Genomic DNA, 21,211 nt, shown 5'->3' with positions numbered 1-21,211 from the left:
ACTTGGAAGAACTATTTACTCAAAATGAATTGAGCATACTTGCACTGATTGCAGCAGTTTTGCCACTCCTTTCCTTTCTGCTGATATTATTCTTTTCCAGGCCGGGAAAAGGAGCTTTTTTAGCTATCCTGTCCATCTCTATTAGTTTTATCCTTGCGTCTTTAATATTTTTTAATATCTGGAACAAGGAAAGTGTACATCAAAATATAGATTGGGTTACAATCGGTCAGGTTAAGATAACAGCAGGTATCTATTTGAATAACCTTTCTGCCCTGATGCTGATACTTATTCCCGGTATTGCTTTATTAGTTCATATTTACTCTCTTCAGTACATGAAGAACGATCCCTATCTTCATCGTTACTGGGCTTACCTGGGTTTGTTCTGTTTTTCAATGATGGCCCTGGTAATAACAAGCAATCTGTTGCTTGTTTATATGTTCTGGGAGCTCGTCGGATTTTCGTCTTATCTTCTTATCGGATTTTGGTTTACTAAAGAAACTGCCGTTCAGGCTAATAAGAAAGCGTTTATTGTTAACAGAATTGGTGATTTAGGCTTCCTTATTGGAATTATGATCCTGCTTTCACAATTCCATACACTTGATATCAGGGAATTATTTTCAGATACAGGGCTTGTTAAGCAGGCGGTTGTAGCAAATGGAATCTGGTCAAGTACTGTCAATTCAATGCCGGAAATCTGGGTAACTGCTGCCGGTGGTGCTTTGTTTTTTGGTGCAGTTGCTAAGTCTGCTCAGTTTCCTCTTCACACCTGGCTGCCGGATGCAATGGAAGGTCCCACAGCTGTTTCTTCTCTCATTCATGCCGCTACGATGGTTGCTGCGGGCGTTTTTTTAGTAGCACGTATTTATCCGGTATTCGATCCTGTAATATTAAAGGTAATAACTGTTATAGGCTGCTTTACAGCTTTTATGGCGGCTACTATTGCCCTGGTTCAAAATGATATAAAAAAGATCCTTGCATTTTCAACCATTTCGCAGTTAGGCTTCATGATGCTGGCCATGGGTATAGGTGCTTATGGTGCCGGTATTTTTCATTTAACTACTCATGCTTTTTTTAAATGTCTTTTATTTCTTGCAGCAGGATCTGTAATTCACGAGATGCAGCATGTAAAAGAAAGCACTCGCCTTGATTTTGATCACCAGGATATCAGGAATATGGGTGGCTTAAGAAAGCAAATGCCGGTAACTTTTGTTACCATGCTTATTGCTTCGCTGGCTCTTGCAGGTTTGCCTCTTACATCCGGATACTTGTCTAAAGATGCTATTCTTATTCAGTCTTTTGAATGGTCTGTTCCTCAATCGGGTGTTTTTAAGATCATCCCGTATCTGGCACTGTTTACGTCATGGCTTACTGCTTTTTATATTTCCCGTTTAATTTTTAAGGTCTTTTTCGGGAATTTTCGTTTCAATGAGCGCTTTAATCTAAACTCAACAGTGCACGAGTCGCCAAAACAAATGATTATCCCTCTTATTATTTTAGCTGTTTGCTGTCTTTATCCGCTTTTTGCTTTTAATCCTTTATTATTTGAAGATTCATGGCTGTTAAAGGGCTTACCGGTATTGGAAAGTATGGAAAGGGTAAATATATTCCACACTATTATTCCGGCTTTTGTAAACCTGTTAAGTATTATTGTAATTTATTCTACCTACATTTTATATGTAAAACGTGGAAAACTGGCATTGACTGCTGATTCATCTCTGAAAGGCTTTCTGAAAAATCAATGGTACATTAATGAATTATATAATACGGTTTTCGTGTCGGGTGTATTATTGCTTTCGCGATTGTGTTATAAATTCGATCGGATTATTGTGGATGGGATTGTAGATTTGATTGGAAAAATCGGGAGGACTTTTTCTGCTATTGCTGCCTGGATAGATTGTTATATAGTGGATGGAGCAGTAAATGGTTCGGGGTCTCTGGCAAAGCGTGTAGGAACTTTTACCCGCCATTTCCAGACAGGCAGCCTGCAGCATTATTTGATTACAATGCTTTTAGTAGTTTTAACTTTTTTTATTATTAAATATTTTAGTCCGGCGCTATGAGTGTGCTCTCTGTTCTGATATTTCTTCCCCTGCTGGCAGCATTTCTGATACTGGCGTTGCCTAAAGCATTAGATAAAACCTATAAATACGTTGCGCTGGGTGTAAGTGTTGTGCAGCTGCTTATCAGTTGTTTTATCTATAGCCGGTTCGATGCAAAAGCCGCAGGAGTTAATAAAGAGGCCGGTTTTCAGCTGGTTGAAAAACTGCATTGGATAGGGCTTGATCTTGGAAATTTAGGAAAGCTTCAGATAGATTACTTTGTAGGCATAGACGGTTTGTCAATGCCCTTTTTGTTCCTCACTTCGCTGATTATGCTGGTAGCCGTTCTCTCTTCATGGGAAATAAAGGATAATTTGAAAGGCTACTTCTCTTTACTGTTGTTACTTAACATGGCTGTAATGGGTGTATTCACTGCACTCGATTTTTTCCTGTTCTATATTTTTTACGAGTTAATGCTGCTTCCTTTGTATTTTTTAATTGGTATGTGGGGCGGTGTACGCAGAGAATATGCAGCCATCAAATTCTTTTTATATACACTATTCGGCTCTGTTTTTATGCTGCTGGTAATGGTCGGATTGTATTTTTCTGTTACCGATCCGGTTACAGGTAACCATACGTTCAGCATGATCCACATGATGGATCCGGCTAATTATGTTAACGGATCAATATTTTCTGAAATTGCCAATCAGCAGCTTTTCGGAATATCAGCCCGTGTACTTGCTTTTATTGTGCTTTTTATAGCATTTGCCATCAAAGTTCCAATTGTGCCTCTTCATACCTGGTTGCCGGACGCACACGTTGAGGCACCTACACCCGTTTCTATTATCCTTGCGGGGATACTTTTAAAAATAGGAGGGTATGGGATACTTCGCGTTTGTTATAGCATTTTTCCCGATGTAGCTGTCCAGTCTTCCTTTTGGGTAGGACTGATTGGAGTTGTTTCTATTATTTATGGGGCCTTAAATGCATTGGCGCAAACGGATCTCAAGCGACTGATCGCTTATTCTTCCGTTTCGCACATGGGTTTTGTATTGCTTGGCATTGCATCCATGACAGCGGAAGGAGTAAGTGGCGCTATGATGCAAATGATAAGTCACGGTTTCTTATCTTCTATGCTATTTTTCCTGGTAGGGGTAATTTATACACGTGTTCACGACCGTGATATTTATAATTTCCGGGGATTAGCTTTAATTATGCCCCGATATGCTGCTTTTGTAATGATCGCGTTTTTCGCTTCGTTAGGTTTGCCCGGCTTTTCTGCATTTATAGCCGAAGCATTTAGCTTAATAGGAGCATTTAACTCTTCATCTGTAAATGGATTAATACCGAGATGGATGGCCGTTTGCGGATCTGTTGGCATTTTACTTGGGGCTGCATATTTATTATGGACGTTGCAGCGAATGTTTTTTGGCCAGGCCCGTTTAATGGGAGGAGAAGAATGGCGATTGAAATTGACAGACATAAATTTTAGAGAAACTATTGCGTTGCTTCCTTTAACTATTATGGCCCTTATTTTAGGAGTTTTTCCTTCCCTGGCCTTTGATAAAATGAATACCTCAGTCGTTGAACTCGTTAAACTGGTGCTTCAGAAATAATCCATGAACAGTCTTTTAACAGATATTTCTCAGTCACTAAATAATATTCTTGCAGGTATAAGTTACTTTTTGCCCGAACTGGTATTAATTGTTTCATTTCTGGTTGTTATTGTACTTGACCTCTTTGTGAAGAAGAAATCGAATCTGCTTTTTTCTGTAGTGTTATTAGCTGTTTGCATTACGGGGTATTTTAGCTATAATCAGCTTGAACTTGTTTCTAAACCTGTTTTTCTTTTCAATTCGTCACTTTCACTTGATAAACTGGGTGTATTTTTTAAGCTGATCTTTTGCTTTGTATCGGTATTATTTGTGTTTTTTATTGATACAAGTAAAAGGTTGCAGACACATGAGAAGGGAATTGGCGATTTGTATTCTATTTTACTTGCGGTGCAGTTAGGGCTTCATTTGATGGCTATGTCTTCCAGCTTGCTGATGATCTACATTTCAATAGAAATGGTTTCCATTGGATCTTATCTTATGGTAGGATATGTGTCAGGAGAGAAGCTACAGTCGGAAGCTGCCATGAAATACGTCCTCTTTGGTTCTGTTTGTTCAGCAGTCATGCTCTATGGTATTTCGCTTATTTATGCTTTTACCGGTGGAATAACCATTTTTGAGCCTCAGTTTATAGAAAATTTAAGTAAAGTACCTGCAACAAGTTCCGGAGTTGCAATTACATTAATTTTAATTGGTATTGGATTTAAGCTTTCCTTTGTACCTCTTCATTTCTGGAGCCCTGATGTGTACCAGGGAGCTCCAACTCCGGTAACGGCATTCCTTTCTACATCACCTAAAATTGCAGGATTCGCTATTCTTATTCGCTTTTTAATGGCTTTTCAGTCCTCGGAGGCAGCGATAGATAATCTTGCATTTAATTTTAATATCGTACTTGCTCTAGTATCCTTTATCACAATGATCGTAGGCAATTTCTCTGCCTTATTGCAAAATAATGTCAAAAGAATGCTGGCTTATTCTTCAATAGGGCATACTGGTTTTATTTTAATGGGCCTTCAAAATCTTTCAAAACCTAACCTCGAGGCAGTTTTGATATACTTATTCGTCTATGCTGTAATGAATATGGCGGCTTTCATGCTGGCAAATGACATAGAAGAACAAACAGGTGCTACAGAGATCAGCCAATATCAGGGTTTGGGTAAATACATGCCGCTTCAGTTTTTTAGTTTTATACTGATTTTAATTTCATTAACAGGCTTGCCGCCTACGGGGGGATTTATAGCTAAGTTTCTTGTTTTTTCTGCGGCATTGCAGCAGTACAATGCTACTGCTTCTGTAATTATACTTATATTAATGATTACAGGGGCTGTAACAACCCTTGTTTCCCTGTTCTATTATTTTAAGATTCCTTTAAATGCTTATCTTCGGAGTGTTTCTTCTGAAATTTCAGTTTCTAATTCGAATCTGAGTTATTTTGCTTTTGTTCTCGCAGTTTTTTTAATATTTATAGGTATTTTCCCTTCATTTATCACTAATTTTATTTCTAAATAATTTTTTTGTCTTTATTATAAAGATAAACGTGCTTGTTTTTCTTGTTTTTTTATAGTTTCGCATTCAATTTCAAAGATATTTGCGGTTGGTTTTAATTTATTTTTAAGATGGCGAAGAAATTATCACGATATCCTTTTGTTCTATTAATGATTATTGTGGTTTTAGGACTTTTATTCCCATCTATACCTCATAAATCAGTTTCTCAAAATATTAATGCTGCTGATACAGCCTGGATGTTGATGTCTACAGCACTTGTTCTGATTATGACGCCGGGGCTCGCTTTTTTCTATGGGGGTATGGTGAACAAGAAAAACGTAATTTCTACTATGCTGCAAAGCTTTGTGTGTATGGTTGTTGTAACGGTAATATGGGTAGTGTTTGGTTTTAGTTTGACTTTTGGTGATAGCGTTAACGGGATATATGGTAATCCGGCTCAGTTTTTTATGATGAAAGGCGTTATTGATGGTACTCCCTGGAAATTAGCTCCCACAATTCCGCTCATAGTTTTTGCCATGTATCAGTTAAAATTTGCAATAATAACACCGGCCTTAATAACAGGAGCATTTGCAGAACGTATACGATTCATATCATATGTGCTGTTTATTTGCCTCTTCTTTGTTTTTATTTATGCACCACTGGCACATTCTACCTGGCATCCTGAAGGGTTACTTGCAAAATTTGGAGTGCTTGATTTTGCAGGCGGAACAGTGGTTCATATGTCTGCAGGATGGGCAGCTTTAGCTTCCGCGATATATCTGAAAGGGAGGAATGAGATGAGTCATTCTCCCGCAAGAATTACCTATGTAATGCTGGGTACCGGATTGTTATGGTTTGGCTGGTTTGGCTTTAATGCCGGTTCTGCATTTGCTGCTAACCAGCTTGCTGCTACTGCTTTGGCTACAACCTCTACTGCATCAGCGGCAGCCGCTCTGGCATGGATATTTTTTGATGCTATAAAAGGACGAAAACCTTCAGCTATGGGAACTTGTATTGGAGCAGTAGTCGGGCTTGTTGCTATTACACCGGCAGCAGGATTTGTAACTATTCCCCACTCACTGGTAATAGGTGTAGCTGCATCTATAATTTCTAACCTGGTTGTTGACTGGCGTACCCGTACTTCAATTGATGACACGCTGGATGTATTCCCATGTCATGGTGTTGGAGGCCTTGTTGGCATGTTCTTAACAGGTGTCTTTGCAAATAAAGCAATCAATCCCGCAAATGCTGCGGGCAACGGTCTTATTTTTGGTGAATATAATTTGTTTATAACGCAAACGCTGGCAATGATAGGCGTTTCGGCCTTTGCTTTTTTAGGCTCTCTTTTGTTGCTTAAGGTTACAGATATGATTTCTCCCTTACGTGTTTCCGAAGAGGAAGAACACATTGGTCTCGACTTAAGTCAGCACAATGAAAAACTTTAAGATATCTTATCAATTCAGGATAAAAACTTTAATTTTGCATGCTCATAATCAGGCATGAGTGAAGCAATAAAACATGAATGCGGAATCGCATTTATCCGTCTCTTAAAACCCTTATCATATTATCAGAAAAAATACGGAACCGCCCTTTTTGGATTGAATAAGTTGTATCTTTTAATGGAGAAACAGCATAACAGGGGACAGGACGGGGCAGGTATAGCAACCATTAAGTTAAATGTAAAACCTGGAAACCGTTATATAAGCCGTTACCGGGTAATGGGATCTAACGCAGTTGCTGAAATTTTCGAATATGTACAAAGAAAGTTTGCAGAAGTTCAGGCTAATTCTCCCGATCTTTTAAATGATGCCGAGTGGCTTAAGGAAAATATCAGTTTTACGGGAGAAGTGCTGATGGGCCATCTTCGGTATGGTACCCATGGAAAAAATAGTATTGAAAACTGCCATCCTTTCCTGCGTCAAAATAATTGGATGTCGCGTAACCTTGTAATTGCAGGTAACTTCAACATGACGAATGTAGATGAGTTGCTTGAACAGTTATATGAATTAGGCCAGCATCCGAAAGAAAAAGCAGACACTGTTACAGTTCTCGAAAAAATAGGGCATTTTCTTGATTCTGAAAACCAGGAACTTTTTGATAAATTTAAACTGGAAGGCCATCAGAACGCCGAAATTAGCCATTTAATTGCTGATGAACTGGATGTAGCTAAGATACTTCGCAGGTCAGCGAAAACCTGGGATGGTGGCTATACCATTTGCGGTATTCTGGGGCACGGCGACGCTTTCGTTATGCGTGATCCGGCTGGAATACGTCCCGCATTTTATTACTGCGATGATGAGATCGTTGTAGTAACATCCGAACGTCCGGCTATTCAGACAGCTTTTAATATTCCATTCGATAAGATAGCTGAAATAAAACCGGGCCATGCACTCATTGTAAAGAAAAACGGTGAGGTGAAAGAGGAAATGTTCCGGGAGCCTGAAGAAAAAAGATCATGCTCGTTTGAAAGAATATATTTCTCTAAGGGGAGTGACGCCGCCATTTACCGGGAGCGTAAGCAGCTGGGGCGTTTGCTGTGCGAACAAATATTTGAAGCAGTAAATAATGATCTGAAGAATACCGTTTTTTCTTTTATTCCGAATACTGCCGAAATAGCTTTTTATGGTTTAGTGGAAGGAGTTCACAAGCATATTAAAGATCTGCAGAAAGAAACGCTGCTGAAAAGAAGCGATAAAATTTCGGATATTGAACTGGAAGAAATGCTGAATCTGGCGCCAAGAGTTGAAAAACTGGCAATTAAAGATGTTAAGCTTCGGACTTTTATAACACAGGATGCCGATCGGCAGGACATGGTATCGCATGTATACGATACCACCTACGGTTTAATAAAGAAAGATCAGGATACGATTGTAGTTATTGATGACTCCATTGTAAGGGGAACCACGTTAAAACAAAGTATTCTTAAAATACTGGACCGCTTAGGGCCCAAAAAGATTATCATTGTTTCATCTGCACCTCAAATTCGCTATCCTGATTGTTATGGTATTGATATGTCTCGAATGGGTGAGTTTGTTGCATTTGAAGCGGCAATTTCATTGCTTAAAGAACGAGGACTGGCACATATTATTGAAGAAACGTATCAGAAGTGTAAAGAATCTGTAATTACAAAAAATGATAAAAGCGCAAATTTTGTAAAAGCGATTTACGAACCTTTTACCGACGAAGAAATATCGAAAAGAATAGCTGAGATTATAACTCCAAAAGAAATTACGGCAGAAGTACAGGTTATTTATCAAACGCTGGAGAACTTGCATAAAGCCTGCCCTAATCATTCCGGCGACTGGTACTTCTCAGGAAATTATCCTACTCCGGGCGGAAACCGGGTGGTGAATAAAGCTTTCATGAACTGGAAGGAAGGTAAAAATCAACGGGCGTACTTGTAAGAGCAAAAGAGCATTATAAAATCGAATTAGAAAAAATTAGACTATAAATCAGCCGGATTGCGAAAATAATAATAAGCGATCCGGCTATTTTATTGAGTTTTATAATGGTAGTTTCTTTAATTCGATACCGTAATTTATTTGCATAGTATGCTTTCAAAGCATCGGTACTAAATTGAGTTAATAAAATGGACCCGAAAAAAGGTATAATATAATCAGGATCTAACTGGCCTCTTACCGAAATAATACCACTCGTAACACTTATCCAGTAAAGCAGCAGGCTTGGATTCAAAATGCACATCAAAAATCCCTTAAAAAAGTAACCGGTATTGTGCTTTCGTGAGGTTGTTTCCTTATAATTGATTTTAACTTTCTTGAAAAGATAATAAATGCCAATCGATAGTAAAACAACACTTCCGGCAATTCCGATGGGAAGCCGAAATTTGTTTTCGAATGCCATAAAGGAAGAGCCGTATATGCTTAAGGCTACGTAAAACAAATCGCTTAGAAAAACGCCTCCTGCCAGCGATAATCCCGCATAAAAGCCTTTTTCAATGCTTGTTTTTATTAGAGCGAAAAAAACCGGTCCTGTAACAAATGAAAGAACGATTCCCAACCCAATTCCAGAAATTATAGACTCAATCATTGTAATACCATCCAATTACTGCGAATATGCGTTTTTTGGAGTAAAAAAAAGACGATTTACGCTCTTTGATAAAATGTTAACCGACCTTTAAAGATTATAAAAAAATCCCTAAGTTAGCCGACCATTTAAACTTAAACAAACAAATGCCACAGAACGATCAAAAAAATTATGCTTCCGGGATGTATACCTTGGTAATGGTATTCTTCTTTTGGGGTTTCGTTGCAGCCAGTAACGATATCCTGATCCCGGTTTTTAAAGAAAAACTTCATCTGGAGCAATGGCAGTCGCAAATGATTTCCTTTGCATTTTATGTAGCTTATACAGTAGGGTCTATTATTTATTTCTTCGTTTCAAAGATAAGCGGTGGAGATATTTTGAATAAAATGGGTTACAAGAATGGAATTGCCCTCGGTTTGGGTATTTCTGCTATTGGAACTTTATTGTTTTATCCGGCTGCGCAAACGGCATCTTTTTCGTTAATGATAACCGGTTTATTCATTGTTGGTCTTGGATTTTCACTTCAGCAAACGGCTGCAAATACACTGGCTTTATTGTTAGGAGATCCGCGTAAAGGTTCACAGCGCTTAAGCCTTGCGGGCGGGGTTAATAATTTTGGGACTACTATCGGGCCTGTAATTGTAAGTTTGGCGATTTTTGGAACCGTAAGTTCAGACGGAGTTGCCAATGTTGCCAGTATAGAGGCTGTAAAAACCCCTTACCTGGTTTTGGGTGCTTTATTCATTCTGGTTGCTTTTATTTTCAAGATATCTAATCTTCCGGATAAAATAATGAACGAGGAAGATACAGCTATCAGTTCTCCTACCGATGTTTCAACGGAGGTTCATCCTACTGAAGGGAAATCTAAAAAATCAGCTTTAGGATATACGCAGTTATTAATGGGTATGATCGCCATATTTTTATATGTAGGCGTAGAAGTATCAACTGCCAGTAACCTTCCTGAATATATGCGCCACGAGTTGCACGTTCCTACAGAAAATATTGCTCCCTTCGTTTCTTTGTTCTGGGCAAGTTTGATGATAGGCCGCTGGACAAGTTCTATCGGTGCATTTGATTTGAGTTCCGGAATCAAGGGAATTCTTCGTTTTATCATTCCTTACGTTGCTTTTTATGTATTTCTGATTGTAAATAAGCTGGCAAACCATGATATAACGCCTTTCTTTGTTTATGCTGCTATCATTTTAGTACTAATCTTCGCGGATCTGGCAAGTAAAGGAAACCCGGCCAAACAGCTGCTCATATTCTCTTTGTTAGCAATAACCGCGTTGTGTATCGGAATCTTTTCAACCGGAATGGTAAGTGTTTTTGCCTTTATCAGCGTAGGCCTTTTCTGTTCTACCCTGTGGCCTTGTATTTATACCCTGGCAATTGCAGGATTAGGAAAACATACCAATGAAGGAGCAAGTTTCCTGATCATGATGATTATGGGTGGCGGTATTATTAGTTTGTTACAGGGCTATGTGGCTTCAGAGGATATATTGGGAATAAAATATTCTTATTTTGTAGGTGTAGCCTGCTTTGTTTACCTGGCATTTTACGCTTGGAGAGTGAGTGGCATTTTACGCCGTCAGGGAGTTGACTTTGAAAATGCAGAGGCTGCAGGAGGACATTAAAAAGAATGCTTTCGGAAAAACCCGGATTTGATACAATTTTTATGAATTTAGCTTCCGACCTGGCTAAACGCTCACACTGCGTTAAAGCTCAGGTCGGAGCTGTTTTAGCTAAAGATACCCGTATAATTTCTATTGGTTATAACGGCCCTCCGGCAGGTACTCATAATTGTGATGAGGAGTGGCCTTTAACAGGATGTCCACGCGATGTTCGGGGAAGCTGTTCATTGGCACTTCATGCCGAAGAAAATGCAATTCTATATGCTGTAAAAAATGGTGCCAGCCTGGAAGGTTCTACTTTATACGTAACCTTATCTCCCTGTTTGCCTTGTGCCCGTTTAATTTATTCTTCTGGCATAAAAAAAGTTTTTTTTAAGAATTCGTATGCCGAGTATAAGGGTCTTCCTTCGGATGAAGGAGTAGATTTTTTAAATAAGTTCGGCGTAGAAACACAAAAGTATACGAGTGCTTAATTTAATTTCTCAAGTAAAATAGAAGCAACGGCATCAATTGTTTTAGCAATGATTTCATCCGGAGAACCATCGAACTGAAGTCTTGCTTTCCATTCCTGATCTTTTACTATCCCGTGAATAAACATGGTGCCCACAGGTTTTTCGGCGGTTTCACTTCCGCCTTCTGATGCTAAGCCAGTTACAGCTACAATAACATCTGCCGGTATTAGCTTTTTTACTCCCAGTGTCAGCAAATGTGTTACTTCAGCCGACTCAGCGGTATATTTTTCTATTATATCAGTCGGAACTCCCAATAGCTGTTTTTTAACAGAAACATCGTAACAAACAATGCTGCCCAAAACAATTTCACCACAATCCGGAACGGAAGTGAAATCATAAATTAAACGTCCGGTACTGGCGCTTTCAGCAAAGGCAATAGTGAGTTTTTTTTCAAGAAGCGTATGGCAGCAGGCGATAACAGATTTAGCGGGCATATAATTTATTTAATTAAAATACAGACAAAGTAAAGGCAGAAGAGTTTAGATAGAATGATCAGGTTGCTTTTCCCTTAAGTTCCCAGTGATCTTTTATAACTTCTCCTTCCTGATTAAATTTTAGCGTTCGTGCATACCTTTCACCGCTAATTCCGTTTTTTTCATTTAGTTTTCCAATGAAAAGCAGAACAGGATTGCCGGATGCATCAGTTTTAAAAGCCAAATCATTACCCTTATATGTTAAATTAATCATAGAAGCAGGTGTATATTTTTTGTTAAGCAATTTTTGTAAGCCTTCACTTAAACTCATTTTCAATTTTTAATAATAAAAAAATAAAGTAGGGGCTTGTTTTTCTTTTTATAATATATTTACCTGTATCAATCTAAATAGTATGATCAGAAAGTCAAACTGCTTGTTTATTTGCTGCCTTTTATTACAAACTTTTGCTGCCTTTACAGCTTTTTGCCAGGGCCAGCCCACAAACATGTTTCGTAATAAACTGGATAACGGGTTAGAAGTGGTAGTCATTGAAGATAACAGCGTTCCTCTTGCCACTATCGAAATTGCCTGTAAAAACGGTTCTTATACAGAGTCTCCTGAATACAATGGTTTGAGCCATTTATACGAGCACATGTTTTTTAAGGCGAATAAGGATTATCCAAGCCAGGAACAGTTTTTAGATAAAGTAAGTGAGCTAGGTATTCACTTTAACGGAACAACATCGGAAGAACGGGTTAACTATTATTTTACCCTGCCAAAATTTAATTTAACAGAAGGATTAAAATTTATGAATTCTGCCATCCGCTATCCTTTGTTTAATGCGGAAGAGATGAAAAAGGAAAATATAGTAGTTGACGGCGAATTTCAAAGAAATGAATCAAATCCTTATTTCGCTTTAATAGATGCAATGAACCTTCATATGTGGGGAGATTTGTATTCACGAAAAAATGTGATAGGAAATCATGATATCATTCGTTCGGCCACGCCGGCGAAAATGGATACCATTAAAAATAAATATTACTGGCCCAACAATTCACTGTTAACCGTTGCAGGAGATGTGAAGCATGAGGATGTTTTTAAACAGGTAGAGCAAATTTACGGCGACTGGAAACCTTCAGGTTTCGACCCTTTTAAAAGATGGCCGATTCCCGAATTTAAACCCCTGCAAAAGACGGATTATTTTATTGTAGAATCTAATTTATCAAGAGTTCCTTTTATGATGTTTAACTGGATGGGGCCGGATACCAGGAATGATATTAAAGCAACCTATGCTGCCGATGTTTTTTCTTTTATTCTGGATCAGAATTCTTCCCGTCTGAATAAAGCATTGGTAGACGCAGGCCTTGCCCTGCAGGTAAACATCGGGTATCTTACACAAAAGCATGTTGGTCCGATAAATTTATTTGTAGTGCCAAATCCTGCTAAGGTAAAAGAGTGCCTGGCCGAAGTAAAAAGGCAAATCAGCTTAATGGATTCAGATGATTATATCACAGATGAACAAATAGAAACTGCAAAAAGGAAACTGGAGATCAGCCAGGTAAGAGAACAGGAAATTACATCCGAATATGTGCATACCGTTTCTTTCTGGTGGGCTTCAGCATCTATCAATTATTTAAACTCCTACCTGGATAATTTAAGAAAGGTTGACAGGAATGAACTGAAACGCTATGTGCAAACATATATAAAAGAGAAACCTTACTGCGCCGGTATGTTAATTAGTCCGGCAGCAAAAAGCCAGATTAAACCTGAAGAATTTTTTAAAGCAAAATAGAATCCTGTAAAAAATACCGTTATGAAACGTATTGTACTTTATACCCTGCTTTCTTTTTTATATATCACCTCTTTTGCTCAAACTGCGACGACATCTTTTGAGGTAGATGGCATAAAAGTGATCTGGAAGCCAACAACAAAAGATATCATCCATGTTAGCATGTATTATAGGGGCGGTGTTGCCAATTATCCTGCAGGCAAAGCGGGAATTGAAAATGCAGCATTAGCTGCGGCAACAGAATGCGGAACACAGAAGTTTAATAAAGATGCCTTTAAAGATAAAGCAGATGCCTTTGGAATTCTGATAGGTGGTTCTTCCTCATATGATTTTGGAAATATCAGCATGAATTGCATTTCTAAATATTTTAATGAGGGATGGAGCTTGTTTTCTGACGCAATAACCCATCCAACTTTCGATGAAAAGGAATATGGATTGTTAAAAGAAAGATTAGTATCGGGTTTGAAGGAAAGGGAAGCTAATCCGGATGACAGGGTTGAGCAAATGGCTTTAACAAGTGCATTTTCAGGAACGCCTTATGCAATTAATCCAGAGGGAGAAGATTCTACATTGAGTAAGATTTCAGCTTCAGACCTGAAAAATTATTACAACAGTATTCTCAATAAAAAAAGAATGTTTCTGGTAGTGGTAGGTAAGATATCTAAAGAAGACTTAATTTCTAAAATAAAAGCGTCTTTTGCTTCACTTCCGTCTAAAGCTTATTCCCCGGTTTTATATAAGGTTCCTCAATTTACTACCGGTATTGTTTCTGAGGAAAGGCAGTTAGCTACCAATTATATTATGGGCCTTTTTAATGCAGAAAAAATGAACAGTGAAGAGTATGTTCCGTATCGCTTAGGAATATCTCTTTTCAGTACACGTTTATTTAAAGAAATCAGAACTAAAAGAAATCTTTCTTATGCTCCTTATGCGTATTCAGCTACTCATTTAATGCCTTATGGTTTAATGTATGTGAGTACTACAGATCCGAAAGCCTCTGTGGAAGTAATGGTAAATGAGCTTAAAAAAATAAAAAGCCAAGGTTTCTCTGCAGATGAGCTGCAAAAAGCCAAAAGCAGTTTTATAACAAGCAATTATATGAAAGAGGAAAGCAGCAGTGCAATTGCCTCTTCATTAGGAAATGCCGAGGTAATGGGAAACTGGAAACTTGCAGAAGAATTACCTGCCAAGGTGACTCAGACATCACTGGCACAACTTCAGGCAGCATTTAAAAATGTAACAGGAATAAAATGGAGTTATTTGGGCGATACTAAACTATTAGCAGAGGCTTCGGCCGTTTTTAACATATCGTTAAGCAAATAAGATTATTTTCGCTTTTTTTCAATACAATCCGCATTTGTTGCGGGTTATACCACTATATCTTTTTGAAGCTTTATGGCTAAAATAGTTACTCTAACACTAAACCCTACTGTAGACAAAAGTACTTCGGTAGACAAGCTGCTTCCCGAACAGAAGCTGAATTGCGCTGCTCCTAAATATGAGCCCGGGGGAGGAGGTATAAATGTTTCAAGAGCGTTAAAAAGGTTGGACACAGATTCTGTTGCTATTTTCCCTTCCGGAGGCAGAACGGGCCAACTATTGCAGTCGCTTTTAGAGAAAGAGCAGATTGAAGTAGAAGTAGTGGAAACAGAAAATGAAAATCGTGAGAATTTTATTGTTGTAGATAACTCCAGCAACCAGCAGTTTCGTTTTGGGATGCCCGGCCCGGAATTGTATGCGCAGGAAATTGAAAAGTTCATCCCCTTAATAGAAAAACAGTCGCCCTCCTGTATTATTGTAAGCGGAAGTATGCCTGCCGGTGTTTCACCCGAATTTATCGGAAAAGTAGGGTTCTTATCTAAAAAAATAGGTGCAAAGTTTATAGTTGATACTTCCGGCGATGCGCTGCAAGCTGCGTTAAATGAAGGGGTGTATTTGTTAAAGCCTAATTTAGGTGAACTTGGCAAATTGGTAGGGGTACAGTCATTGGATAACGAATCCGTAGAAAGTGCAGCAAAAGAATTAATCGGGCAGGGAAAATGTGAAATCATCGTGGTTTCTATGGGAGGAGCAGGAGCGCATTTAATTACAAAAGATAGTACTGAACATATACCGGCTCCAACAGTAAAAAAGATGAGCACGGTAGGGGCTGGCGACAGTATGGTAGCAGGGATGATTTATGCCATTACACGTGGCGAAAGTCTTTCGGCCATGGTGCGGTGGGGAGTAGCATGCGGAACAGCAGCAACTATGAATCCGGGAACAGAACTTTTTAAACGAGAAGATGCGGAACGGCTTTATCAATGGCTCATGAAAAGAGGGCAGTTTTAACTTTTTCGTGTAAAATCATCCATTATTCGCATCACTTTTGCCGCTTCTTCGGCTGGGCAGGGATTAGGGCCTTTTCCTAAAAAGTAATCCACCACTTCTTGTATCATGGGTTGCTGTATATGCATTGGCTTCTCAAAGTCAAAACGCTCTTCTTTTCCATTAGTTTTCAGTTTATAATAATGCCCGAATACAGAAAATGTTATTTTTCCTTTTGTTCCGTTAATTTCACAAATGTCTGCCGTTTCTTCCTCCGGAACAGTGAAACACCATAATCCCTGAAAAAGGATATTATTTTTAAAAACCATTTCTCCCGAAACAAGATCATCTGCTTTATATAGGGACGCCTGGTTTAAAGCAATTCCATGAGCAGTTTTTACATCGCCAAAAAAATACAACATCAGATCCAGCTGATGAGGAGCAAGATCGTGGAAGAGTCCTCCTCCGGATATTTCAGGATTTACACGCCAGTTCTCCTGTGTTTTTGCTATCATTTCTGCCTGGTCCGGCTGAAATAATTTCATACGAACAAACCGTACTTCACCAATCTCTCCTGAATCAATGAGCTCCTTTATTTTTTTAAAAATCGGCAGCCCTCTTCGGTAATGAGCAACACATAGCTTTACACCGGTTGTTTTTGAACATTCAAGCATTTTTAATGCTGAACTTTCATTCATAGTCATCGGTTTTTCTACGTAAACAGGCTTACCTGCCTGTAGTGCAGCTATAGTATATTCTTCATGATACAGTGGAGGAGTCGCAATATAAATAGCATCTACAGCAGGATTATTTATCAATTCATCTGCCTGGCAATAATATTCAGGGACATGATGCCGTTCGGCATAATCACGTGCTTTAGCTAAATCCCTACGCATTACAGCATGTAAAGAGGAGTTTTTTACTTTATTGAAAGCCGGCCCGCTTTTTACTTCGGTAACATCTCCGCAGCCGATAATTCCCCATTTAATATCACTCATTCAGATAAATTTAAATACGGGGGAAGTTAGAGTTATTTTAATAAAACAGGAAGTAGCCATTATTCTATTTATACATTTTAAAATGCAGGCCGTAGCTTTCATTTTCCAATGTTTCACGCCATTGATGAATGAGTTCTTTATAAGCTTCGCCTACCGGACGTATTTTTCTGTCAAGGTCATACAGACCAAGCGAGTTTACGTTTCCAACATCGTTTCTTAATGCTGAATCCCAATCTACCTGGTCGGTAAGGCTATACCATGTAAATCCGAAAATAGGAACGCCGTCTCTTTTTAATCTCCGTACGTTTGCCCATTGGGTTTGCAGCCATCTTACAGAACCGGGTTCACGCATATTGGTTTCAGTATGCATAACAGGTAAGCGGTAGCGGTTATAATATTGATGGGTTATTACATAATAACCAAAAATTTCACCTGCTGCCGAGGTGCTGCCATCGGGGTGAACCATGTGTTCGTTTGTTATATAATAATCATTTCCCATGATGCAGCTTCCCTTTACCTGATTTTGCTCGAACCAATGGTATTGCTCACGTGTTATTCCGTTATCCTGTAAGTACTCGTACATGGTAACGCTGATAGGATATCCATAACTCAGATCAAGCGATAGAAATCGTTTTTGATTCAGGAAGGTTGCAAGGGCATCACAATCAGGATCTTCAGGATGAAAATATTCGGATGATTCACTTTGGATAAAAGTAGCTTCGGGCTGCAGTGCCACTATCTCATGCATGGCCATTACATTGGCTTTACACAAATTATGTAAAGCGGTTACAAAAGATCTGTCATCTGAGCGGCACTCATTCCACCAACCGTATTGGCCGGAAAAGGCTGCGGCTATAAATATTTCATTAATGGGTGTGTAAAATTGAATATAAGGATAGCGTTCTGCAAAGGCTTTGGCATATTCAGCAAAGTAGCGAGGGAAGTCAGTGTTTTGAAAATCTCCAATCCAGTCTGGTACTCCAAAATGGCATAGGTCTACTAGCGGTTCAATTTTTAATTCTCTCATATAATTGAACGTTTCATCTGTAAATGACCAGTCATACTGACCGGGCCCTGTATGTGTTTTGTAATAAGGAGCGCCGTATCTTAAAAATTCTATGCCCATTTCCTTTACCAGATTAAAATCCTCTTTCCAGTACTTGTAATGTCCGCATTTTTCCATTTCATCGATGCGTTTTTTAGAGCCATCGGGAAGCGTTATGGTAGGGTAACTATTTTCAATTCCGGTAGCAAACATGAATTTGTTCTTTCTCATAAAGATGGATGTAAGTGATAATATCTTACTTACAGCTTCTTTTGCTAATTGTTTTATGCAATTCAATTGCAAGAGAATTGCCTCAGAAGTTGTAAGGTTAAATAAAAAAGGGCCAGGTTTTAAACCTGACCCTACATCTACCTATGAAAAACATGTCCTTTGGGAGGACGCATGATTATACGGTGAGTATTTTGATAAGTTTCGCCCATTATGTAAAATCTTTTAAAAAGAATTTTTTCAAAAAAATAAAGGAGCCTTTTGAGCTCCTTTATTTACCTAAACCTATCAATGAAAACAAGTTCTTTTACTCTGATTTACAGGTAGAAGTTACAAGAATTTCATAATTATTTTTCTTAAACAATGTAATATTAAAACAATTTTTCAGTTCATATTATTTATAGTTAGATTTTACATTTTACTCTATGATTCTTTTAGTTGCTTTTGTCTGGATACTATCTATTACAGCAATCGTTCAGGCTTTAAAAAATAATAGCGGCTCATTTATGCAGGCCTTCCCGGGAATCTTACTGCGAAAGAAAGAAATAGAAGAATCTGATCAGGATAATAAAGATGCATTGAAGCTATGGGAGCAAACACATAGTTTTATTGGTTTTGGAGCTATTACCAAGATTGATTCAAAAGCATCAGCCACAAATTTACCTCAAACTCCAATAAAAATACTTAAGCTGTTCCGGAATAAAGAGTAATTACTGCATGTAATTAAAAAGTCAGATATGCTTTAAACAGAAATACTTAAGCTCTTATTAACTAAAAATATTACACTTGTTTTTTTTATTCTTGTTTGTCAATATTTAGGAAATACACTAATAATTCTATATTTGGGAGTAAATCAATTTAAATCAAATGGAAAAATTCAATCAACTTAAGGAACTTATAGCTTCTGTTGAAGCTGATGCAGACAAATTCTACAACAAGAATAGCGGAGCTGCCGGAACACGTGTACGTAAAGCTTTACAACAAATTAAAACGCTTGCACAAGACATTCGTAATGAAGTAACAGAAATAAAAAATAAAGACAAATAATTCATAAATACTTTGTAAACAAATAAAGCCGGCCTTGCCGGCTTTATTTGTTTAAGGGGCATTTGCAGGATAGCAGAATTTGCTTTTTATTTAAAAAAATGATAATTTATTTTAAAATTGGAACGTACACATTTGTTCTTCGTAGTAATGGATAAACAGACAGAAACACACCTTTATTAATGAGCTTAGAACTGAATATTTATTCAATCATACTTCTAATCGCCGCATTTGTTACGCTGTTTATGGCTTTGCTTATTAACCAGCGTCTGGATAAATCTGTTCAGCCTTTTAGTTTTACCATGCTGGCAATAGCTATATGGATGGCAGGGTATGGTTTGGTCCTTTCCAGTACTTCGATAGAAGAAATTCTATTCTGGAACCGCCTGCAAAGTATCGGGCTGGCACTTTTGCCTGCTTTGTGGATTCTTTCAATTATTAAACTGATAAATAAAGAGCGATGGCTGAACACGTCCACACTTATACTCATTTTTTTGATCCCAGCATCTACATTAACACTTATCTGGACAGATGAGTGGCATCATTTATATTATTCAAGTTGGCATCTCGATAAAAGTGGCCCGCTTTCTTTACTTGCAGTAACGTTTGGTCCATGGTATAAAATTAATACGGTATATTTTTATATGATGTTAGGCTGGGGATTGTTTTTATTAAGCTCGAAATTCAGAACAGCTGACGCGTTATTTAGAAAACAAAGTAATGTTATTATGCTGGGCGCTCTTGTACCATGGGTATTTAATCTTTTTTATCAGGCGGGATTCAGGCCCTATAAACATCTTGATATTACACCTTTTACGTTCATTCTTACATCGTTCATTATAGGATTCGGATTGTTGAGGCTGCGTCTTTTTGATATAATGCCCATTGCCCGCGAAAGGGTAATAGAAGCGATGCAGGAAGGTGTTTTAGTTTTAGATAAGCAAAACAGGGTAATTGATATTAATCCCGAAATGAGGAAAATAATTCCTTTTGAAAAGCGGGATATCATTGGTTCCGACTTTAGGGTTTTATTTCCGGAAGTATATGAATTAAATATAGTAGTAGATAAATACGTAAATGACGTAGTTGAAGTTTCCTTATACGATGGCGAGATCAGGAAAATATACGACGTAACCATCACTTCGCTTTTTGAGGAGAACAGTACCTATAGCGGTAAGATTTTGCTTTTTAAAGATGTAACTGCCTTTCACGCCAAAGAAGCTATTAATCAGCTAATGAATAAAAAGGATGAGTTTTTGACCATTGCAAGCCACGAGTTAAAAACACCTATTACCAGCATGAAAGGGTATCTGCAGATAATAGAAAAAATCTCAGAAAAAGAGCAGAACCCTGCCTACCGGAATTTCATCGTAAAAGCAAACAGACAAGTAGATAAACTAATTGGATTAATCAGCGATCTTTTGGATGTCTCCAAGATTCAGGCAGGCAAAATGCAGTATAATTTTACAGAATTTAATCTGGAAGAGCTAATTACCGACTGTATAACTTTTTCTGAGAATAATAGTCCTTCACATCAAATTGTAGTAAAAGGTAATACAAAACTGCAGGTAATAGCCGACAGGAACAGGATTGAACAGGTGCTATGTAATTTTCTGTCAAACGCGGTAAAATATGCTGCTACTGCAAAAGTGGTTATTATTGAAATAGCTGTAAAAGATGCTATACTTAAAATTTCTGTTACGGATTTTGGTATGGGAATAAGTAAGGAAAAATTATCCAGCCTGTTCCAGAAGTTTTATCGGATAGAGAATAAAGAACAGCAGATATCCGGCTTGGGTATCGGATTATTTATATGCCATGATATAGTGAGCAGACATGGGGGAGAAATAGGGGTAGAAAGCGAAGTGGGTAAAGGTTCTACTTTTTACTTTACCCTGCCGCTTACCAATAAAACGTCTTTTGCTTCTCAGTCAGAATATGTAACTGCATCAACGCAATAAGCGACTAAATTTTTGTAATGAAATTGGCTTCAAAGCAGCCTTTGCATACATTTTTCACAGAATGTGATGTTTCTTCCTTAATCTCATTACAAACCAGGCAA

18 protein-coding genes are annotated in these 21,211 nt (G+C 38.1%); 13 read left to right on the top strand and 5 right to left on the bottom strand.

What is annotated here, in order from left to right:
• Positions 1-2: 2 nt before the first annotated feature.
• The 5 genes from nuoL (at position 3) to ACLCDL_RS05455 (ending at position 8,541) form a co-directional block, all read left to right on the top strand.
• On the top strand, positions 3-2,060 hold the full coding sequence (gene nuoL, locus ACLCDL_RS05475; protein ID WP_423147265.1) for an NADH-quinone oxidoreductase subunit L: 2,058 nt from the start codon (positions 3-5) through the stop codon (positions 2,058-2,060).
• Positions 2,057-3,655, top strand: coding sequence for a complex I subunit 4 family protein (locus ACLCDL_RS05470; RefSeq protein WP_423147264.1), 1,599 nt, complete (start codon positions 2,057-2,059; stop codon positions 3,653-3,655). Before nuoL ends, ACLCDL_RS05470 begins: the two co-directional genes overlap by 4 nt.
• Positions 3,656-3,658: 3 nt before the next feature.
• Positions 3,659-5,161, top strand: coding sequence for an NADH-quinone oxidoreductase subunit N (locus ACLCDL_RS05465; protein ID WP_423147263.1), 1,503 nt, complete (start codon positions 3,659-3,661; stop codon positions 5,159-5,161).
• A gap of 107 nt (positions 5,162-5,268) precedes the next feature.
• Entirely contained in the window at positions 5,269-6,582 is a 1,314-nt protein-coding gene (locus tag ACLCDL_RS05460) for an ammonium transporter (RefSeq protein WP_423147262.1), read from the top strand.
• Positions 6,583-6,636: 54 nt separating this feature from the next.
• On the top strand, positions 6,637-8,541 hold the full coding sequence (locus ACLCDL_RS05455; RefSeq protein WP_423147261.1) for an amidophosphoribosyltransferase: 1,905 nt from the start codon (positions 6,637-6,639) through the stop codon (positions 8,539-8,541).
• Between the two features lie 13 nt (positions 8,542-8,554).
• Here ACLCDL_RS05455 and ACLCDL_RS05450 read toward each other — a convergent pair whose 3' ends face one another.
• Positions 8,555-9,184 carry a LysE family translocator gene (locus ACLCDL_RS05450; protein WP_423147260.1) on the bottom strand — a complete coding sequence of 210 codons (630 nt, stop codon included), beginning with the start codon at positions 9,182-9,184 and terminating at the stop codon, positions 8,555-8,557.
• A gap of 143 nt (positions 9,185-9,327) precedes the next feature.
• Here ACLCDL_RS05450 and ACLCDL_RS05445 point away from each other — a divergent pair, with 143 nt between their 5' ends.
• Both ACLCDL_RS05445 and ACLCDL_RS05440 read left to right on the top strand, forming a co-directional pair.
• Complete coding sequence (locus tag ACLCDL_RS05445; RefSeq protein ID WP_423147259.1) at positions 9,328-10,815, top strand: MFS transporter; 1,488 nt, start codon at positions 9,328-9,330, stop codon at positions 10,813-10,815.
• Between the two features lie 5 nt (positions 10,816-10,820).
• Positions 10,821-11,285: a deoxycytidylate deaminase gene (locus tag ACLCDL_RS05440; RefSeq protein ID WP_423147258.1), complete on the top strand. Its 465-nt coding sequence runs from the start codon at positions 10,821-10,823 to the stop codon at positions 11,283-11,285.
• Here ACLCDL_RS05440 and ACLCDL_RS05435 read toward each other — a convergent pair.
• Both ACLCDL_RS05435 and ACLCDL_RS05430 read right to left on the bottom strand, forming a co-directional pair.
• Positions 11,282-11,758, bottom strand: coding sequence for a CinA family protein (locus tag ACLCDL_RS05435; protein ID WP_423147257.1), 477 nt, complete (start codon positions 11,756-11,758; stop codon positions 11,282-11,284). The genes ACLCDL_RS05440 and ACLCDL_RS05435 overlap by 4 nt on opposite strands.
• 58 nt (positions 11,759-11,816) lie before the next feature.
• Complete coding sequence (locus ACLCDL_RS05430) at positions 11,817-12,068, bottom strand: hypothetical protein (RefSeq protein ID WP_423147256.1); 252 nt, start codon at positions 12,066-12,068, stop codon at positions 11,817-11,819.
• Positions 12,069-12,150: 82 nt separating this feature from the next.
• Here ACLCDL_RS05430 and ACLCDL_RS05425 point away from each other — a divergent pair, with 82 nt between their 5' ends.
• From ACLCDL_RS05425 to ACLCDL_RS05415, 3 genes are all read left to right on the top strand, one after another.
• Complete coding sequence (locus ACLCDL_RS05425) at positions 12,151-13,530, top strand: M16 family metallopeptidase (RefSeq protein WP_423147255.1); 1,380 nt, start codon at positions 12,151-12,153, stop codon at positions 13,528-13,530.
• A 21-nt stretch (positions 13,531-13,551) separates the two neighbouring features.
• Positions 13,552-14,850, top strand: a complete 1,299-nt coding sequence (locus ACLCDL_RS05420) for a M16 family metallopeptidase (protein ID WP_423147254.1) — start codon at positions 13,552-13,554, stop codon at positions 14,848-14,850.
• A gap of 72 nt (positions 14,851-14,922) precedes the next feature.
• Positions 14,923-15,858: a 1-phosphofructokinase family hexose kinase gene (locus ACLCDL_RS05415; protein WP_423147253.1), complete on the top strand. Its 936-nt coding sequence runs from the start codon at positions 14,923-14,925 to the stop codon at positions 15,856-15,858.
• On the opposite strand, the gene ACLCDL_RS05410 is transcribed toward ACLCDL_RS05415, so the two are convergent.
• Both ACLCDL_RS05410 and ACLCDL_RS05405 read right to left on the bottom strand, forming a co-directional pair.
• Positions 15,855-16,832 carry a Gfo/Idh/MocA family protein gene (locus ACLCDL_RS05410; RefSeq protein ID WP_423147252.1) on the bottom strand — a complete coding sequence of 326 codons (978 nt, stop codon included), beginning with the start codon at positions 16,830-16,832 and terminating at the stop codon, positions 15,855-15,857. The two genes, ACLCDL_RS05415 and ACLCDL_RS05410, sit on opposite strands and share 4 nt — an antisense overlap.
• Before the next feature lie 64 nt (positions 16,833-16,896).
• Positions 16,897-18,108: a family 1 glycosylhydrolase gene (locus tag ACLCDL_RS05405; RefSeq protein WP_423147251.1), complete on the bottom strand. Its 1,212-nt coding sequence runs from the start codon at positions 18,106-18,108 to the stop codon at positions 16,897-16,899.
• Between the two features lie 422 nt (positions 18,109-18,530).
• Between ACLCDL_RS05405 and ACLCDL_RS05400 the strand changes: the two genes are divergently transcribed.
• The 3 genes from ACLCDL_RS05400 (at position 18,531) to ACLCDL_RS05390 (ending at position 21,110) form a co-directional block, all read left to right on the top strand.
• Complete coding sequence (locus tag ACLCDL_RS05400) at positions 18,531-18,815, top strand: hypothetical protein (RefSeq protein WP_423147250.1); 285 nt, start codon at positions 18,531-18,533, stop codon at positions 18,813-18,815.
• A 157-nt stretch (positions 18,816-18,972) separates the two neighbouring features.
• On the top strand, positions 18,973-19,152 hold the full coding sequence (locus tag ACLCDL_RS05395; RefSeq protein ID WP_423147249.1) for a histone H1: 180 nt from the start codon (positions 18,973-18,975) through the stop codon (positions 19,150-19,152).
• Positions 19,153-19,331: 179 nt separating this feature from the next.
• Positions 19,332-21,110 (top strand): histidine kinase N-terminal 7TM domain-containing protein, encoded by a 1,779-nt coding sequence (locus ACLCDL_RS05390; RefSeq protein ID WP_423147248.1) that lies wholly within the window; start codon positions 19,332-19,334, stop codon positions 21,108-21,110.
• Positions 21,111-21,211: the final 101 nt, after the last annotated feature.

Origin of the sequence: Rubrilithobacter danxiaensis (genome assembly GCF_047272945.1) — a bacterium.
GTDB lineage: Bacteria > Bacteroidota > Bacteroidia > Sphingobacteriales > Sphingobacteriaceae > Rubrolithibacter > Rubrolithibacter danxiaensis.
The sequence above is the reverse complement of the archived record's forward strand: the minus strand, read 5'-3'. Positions and strand labels throughout refer to the sequence as shown.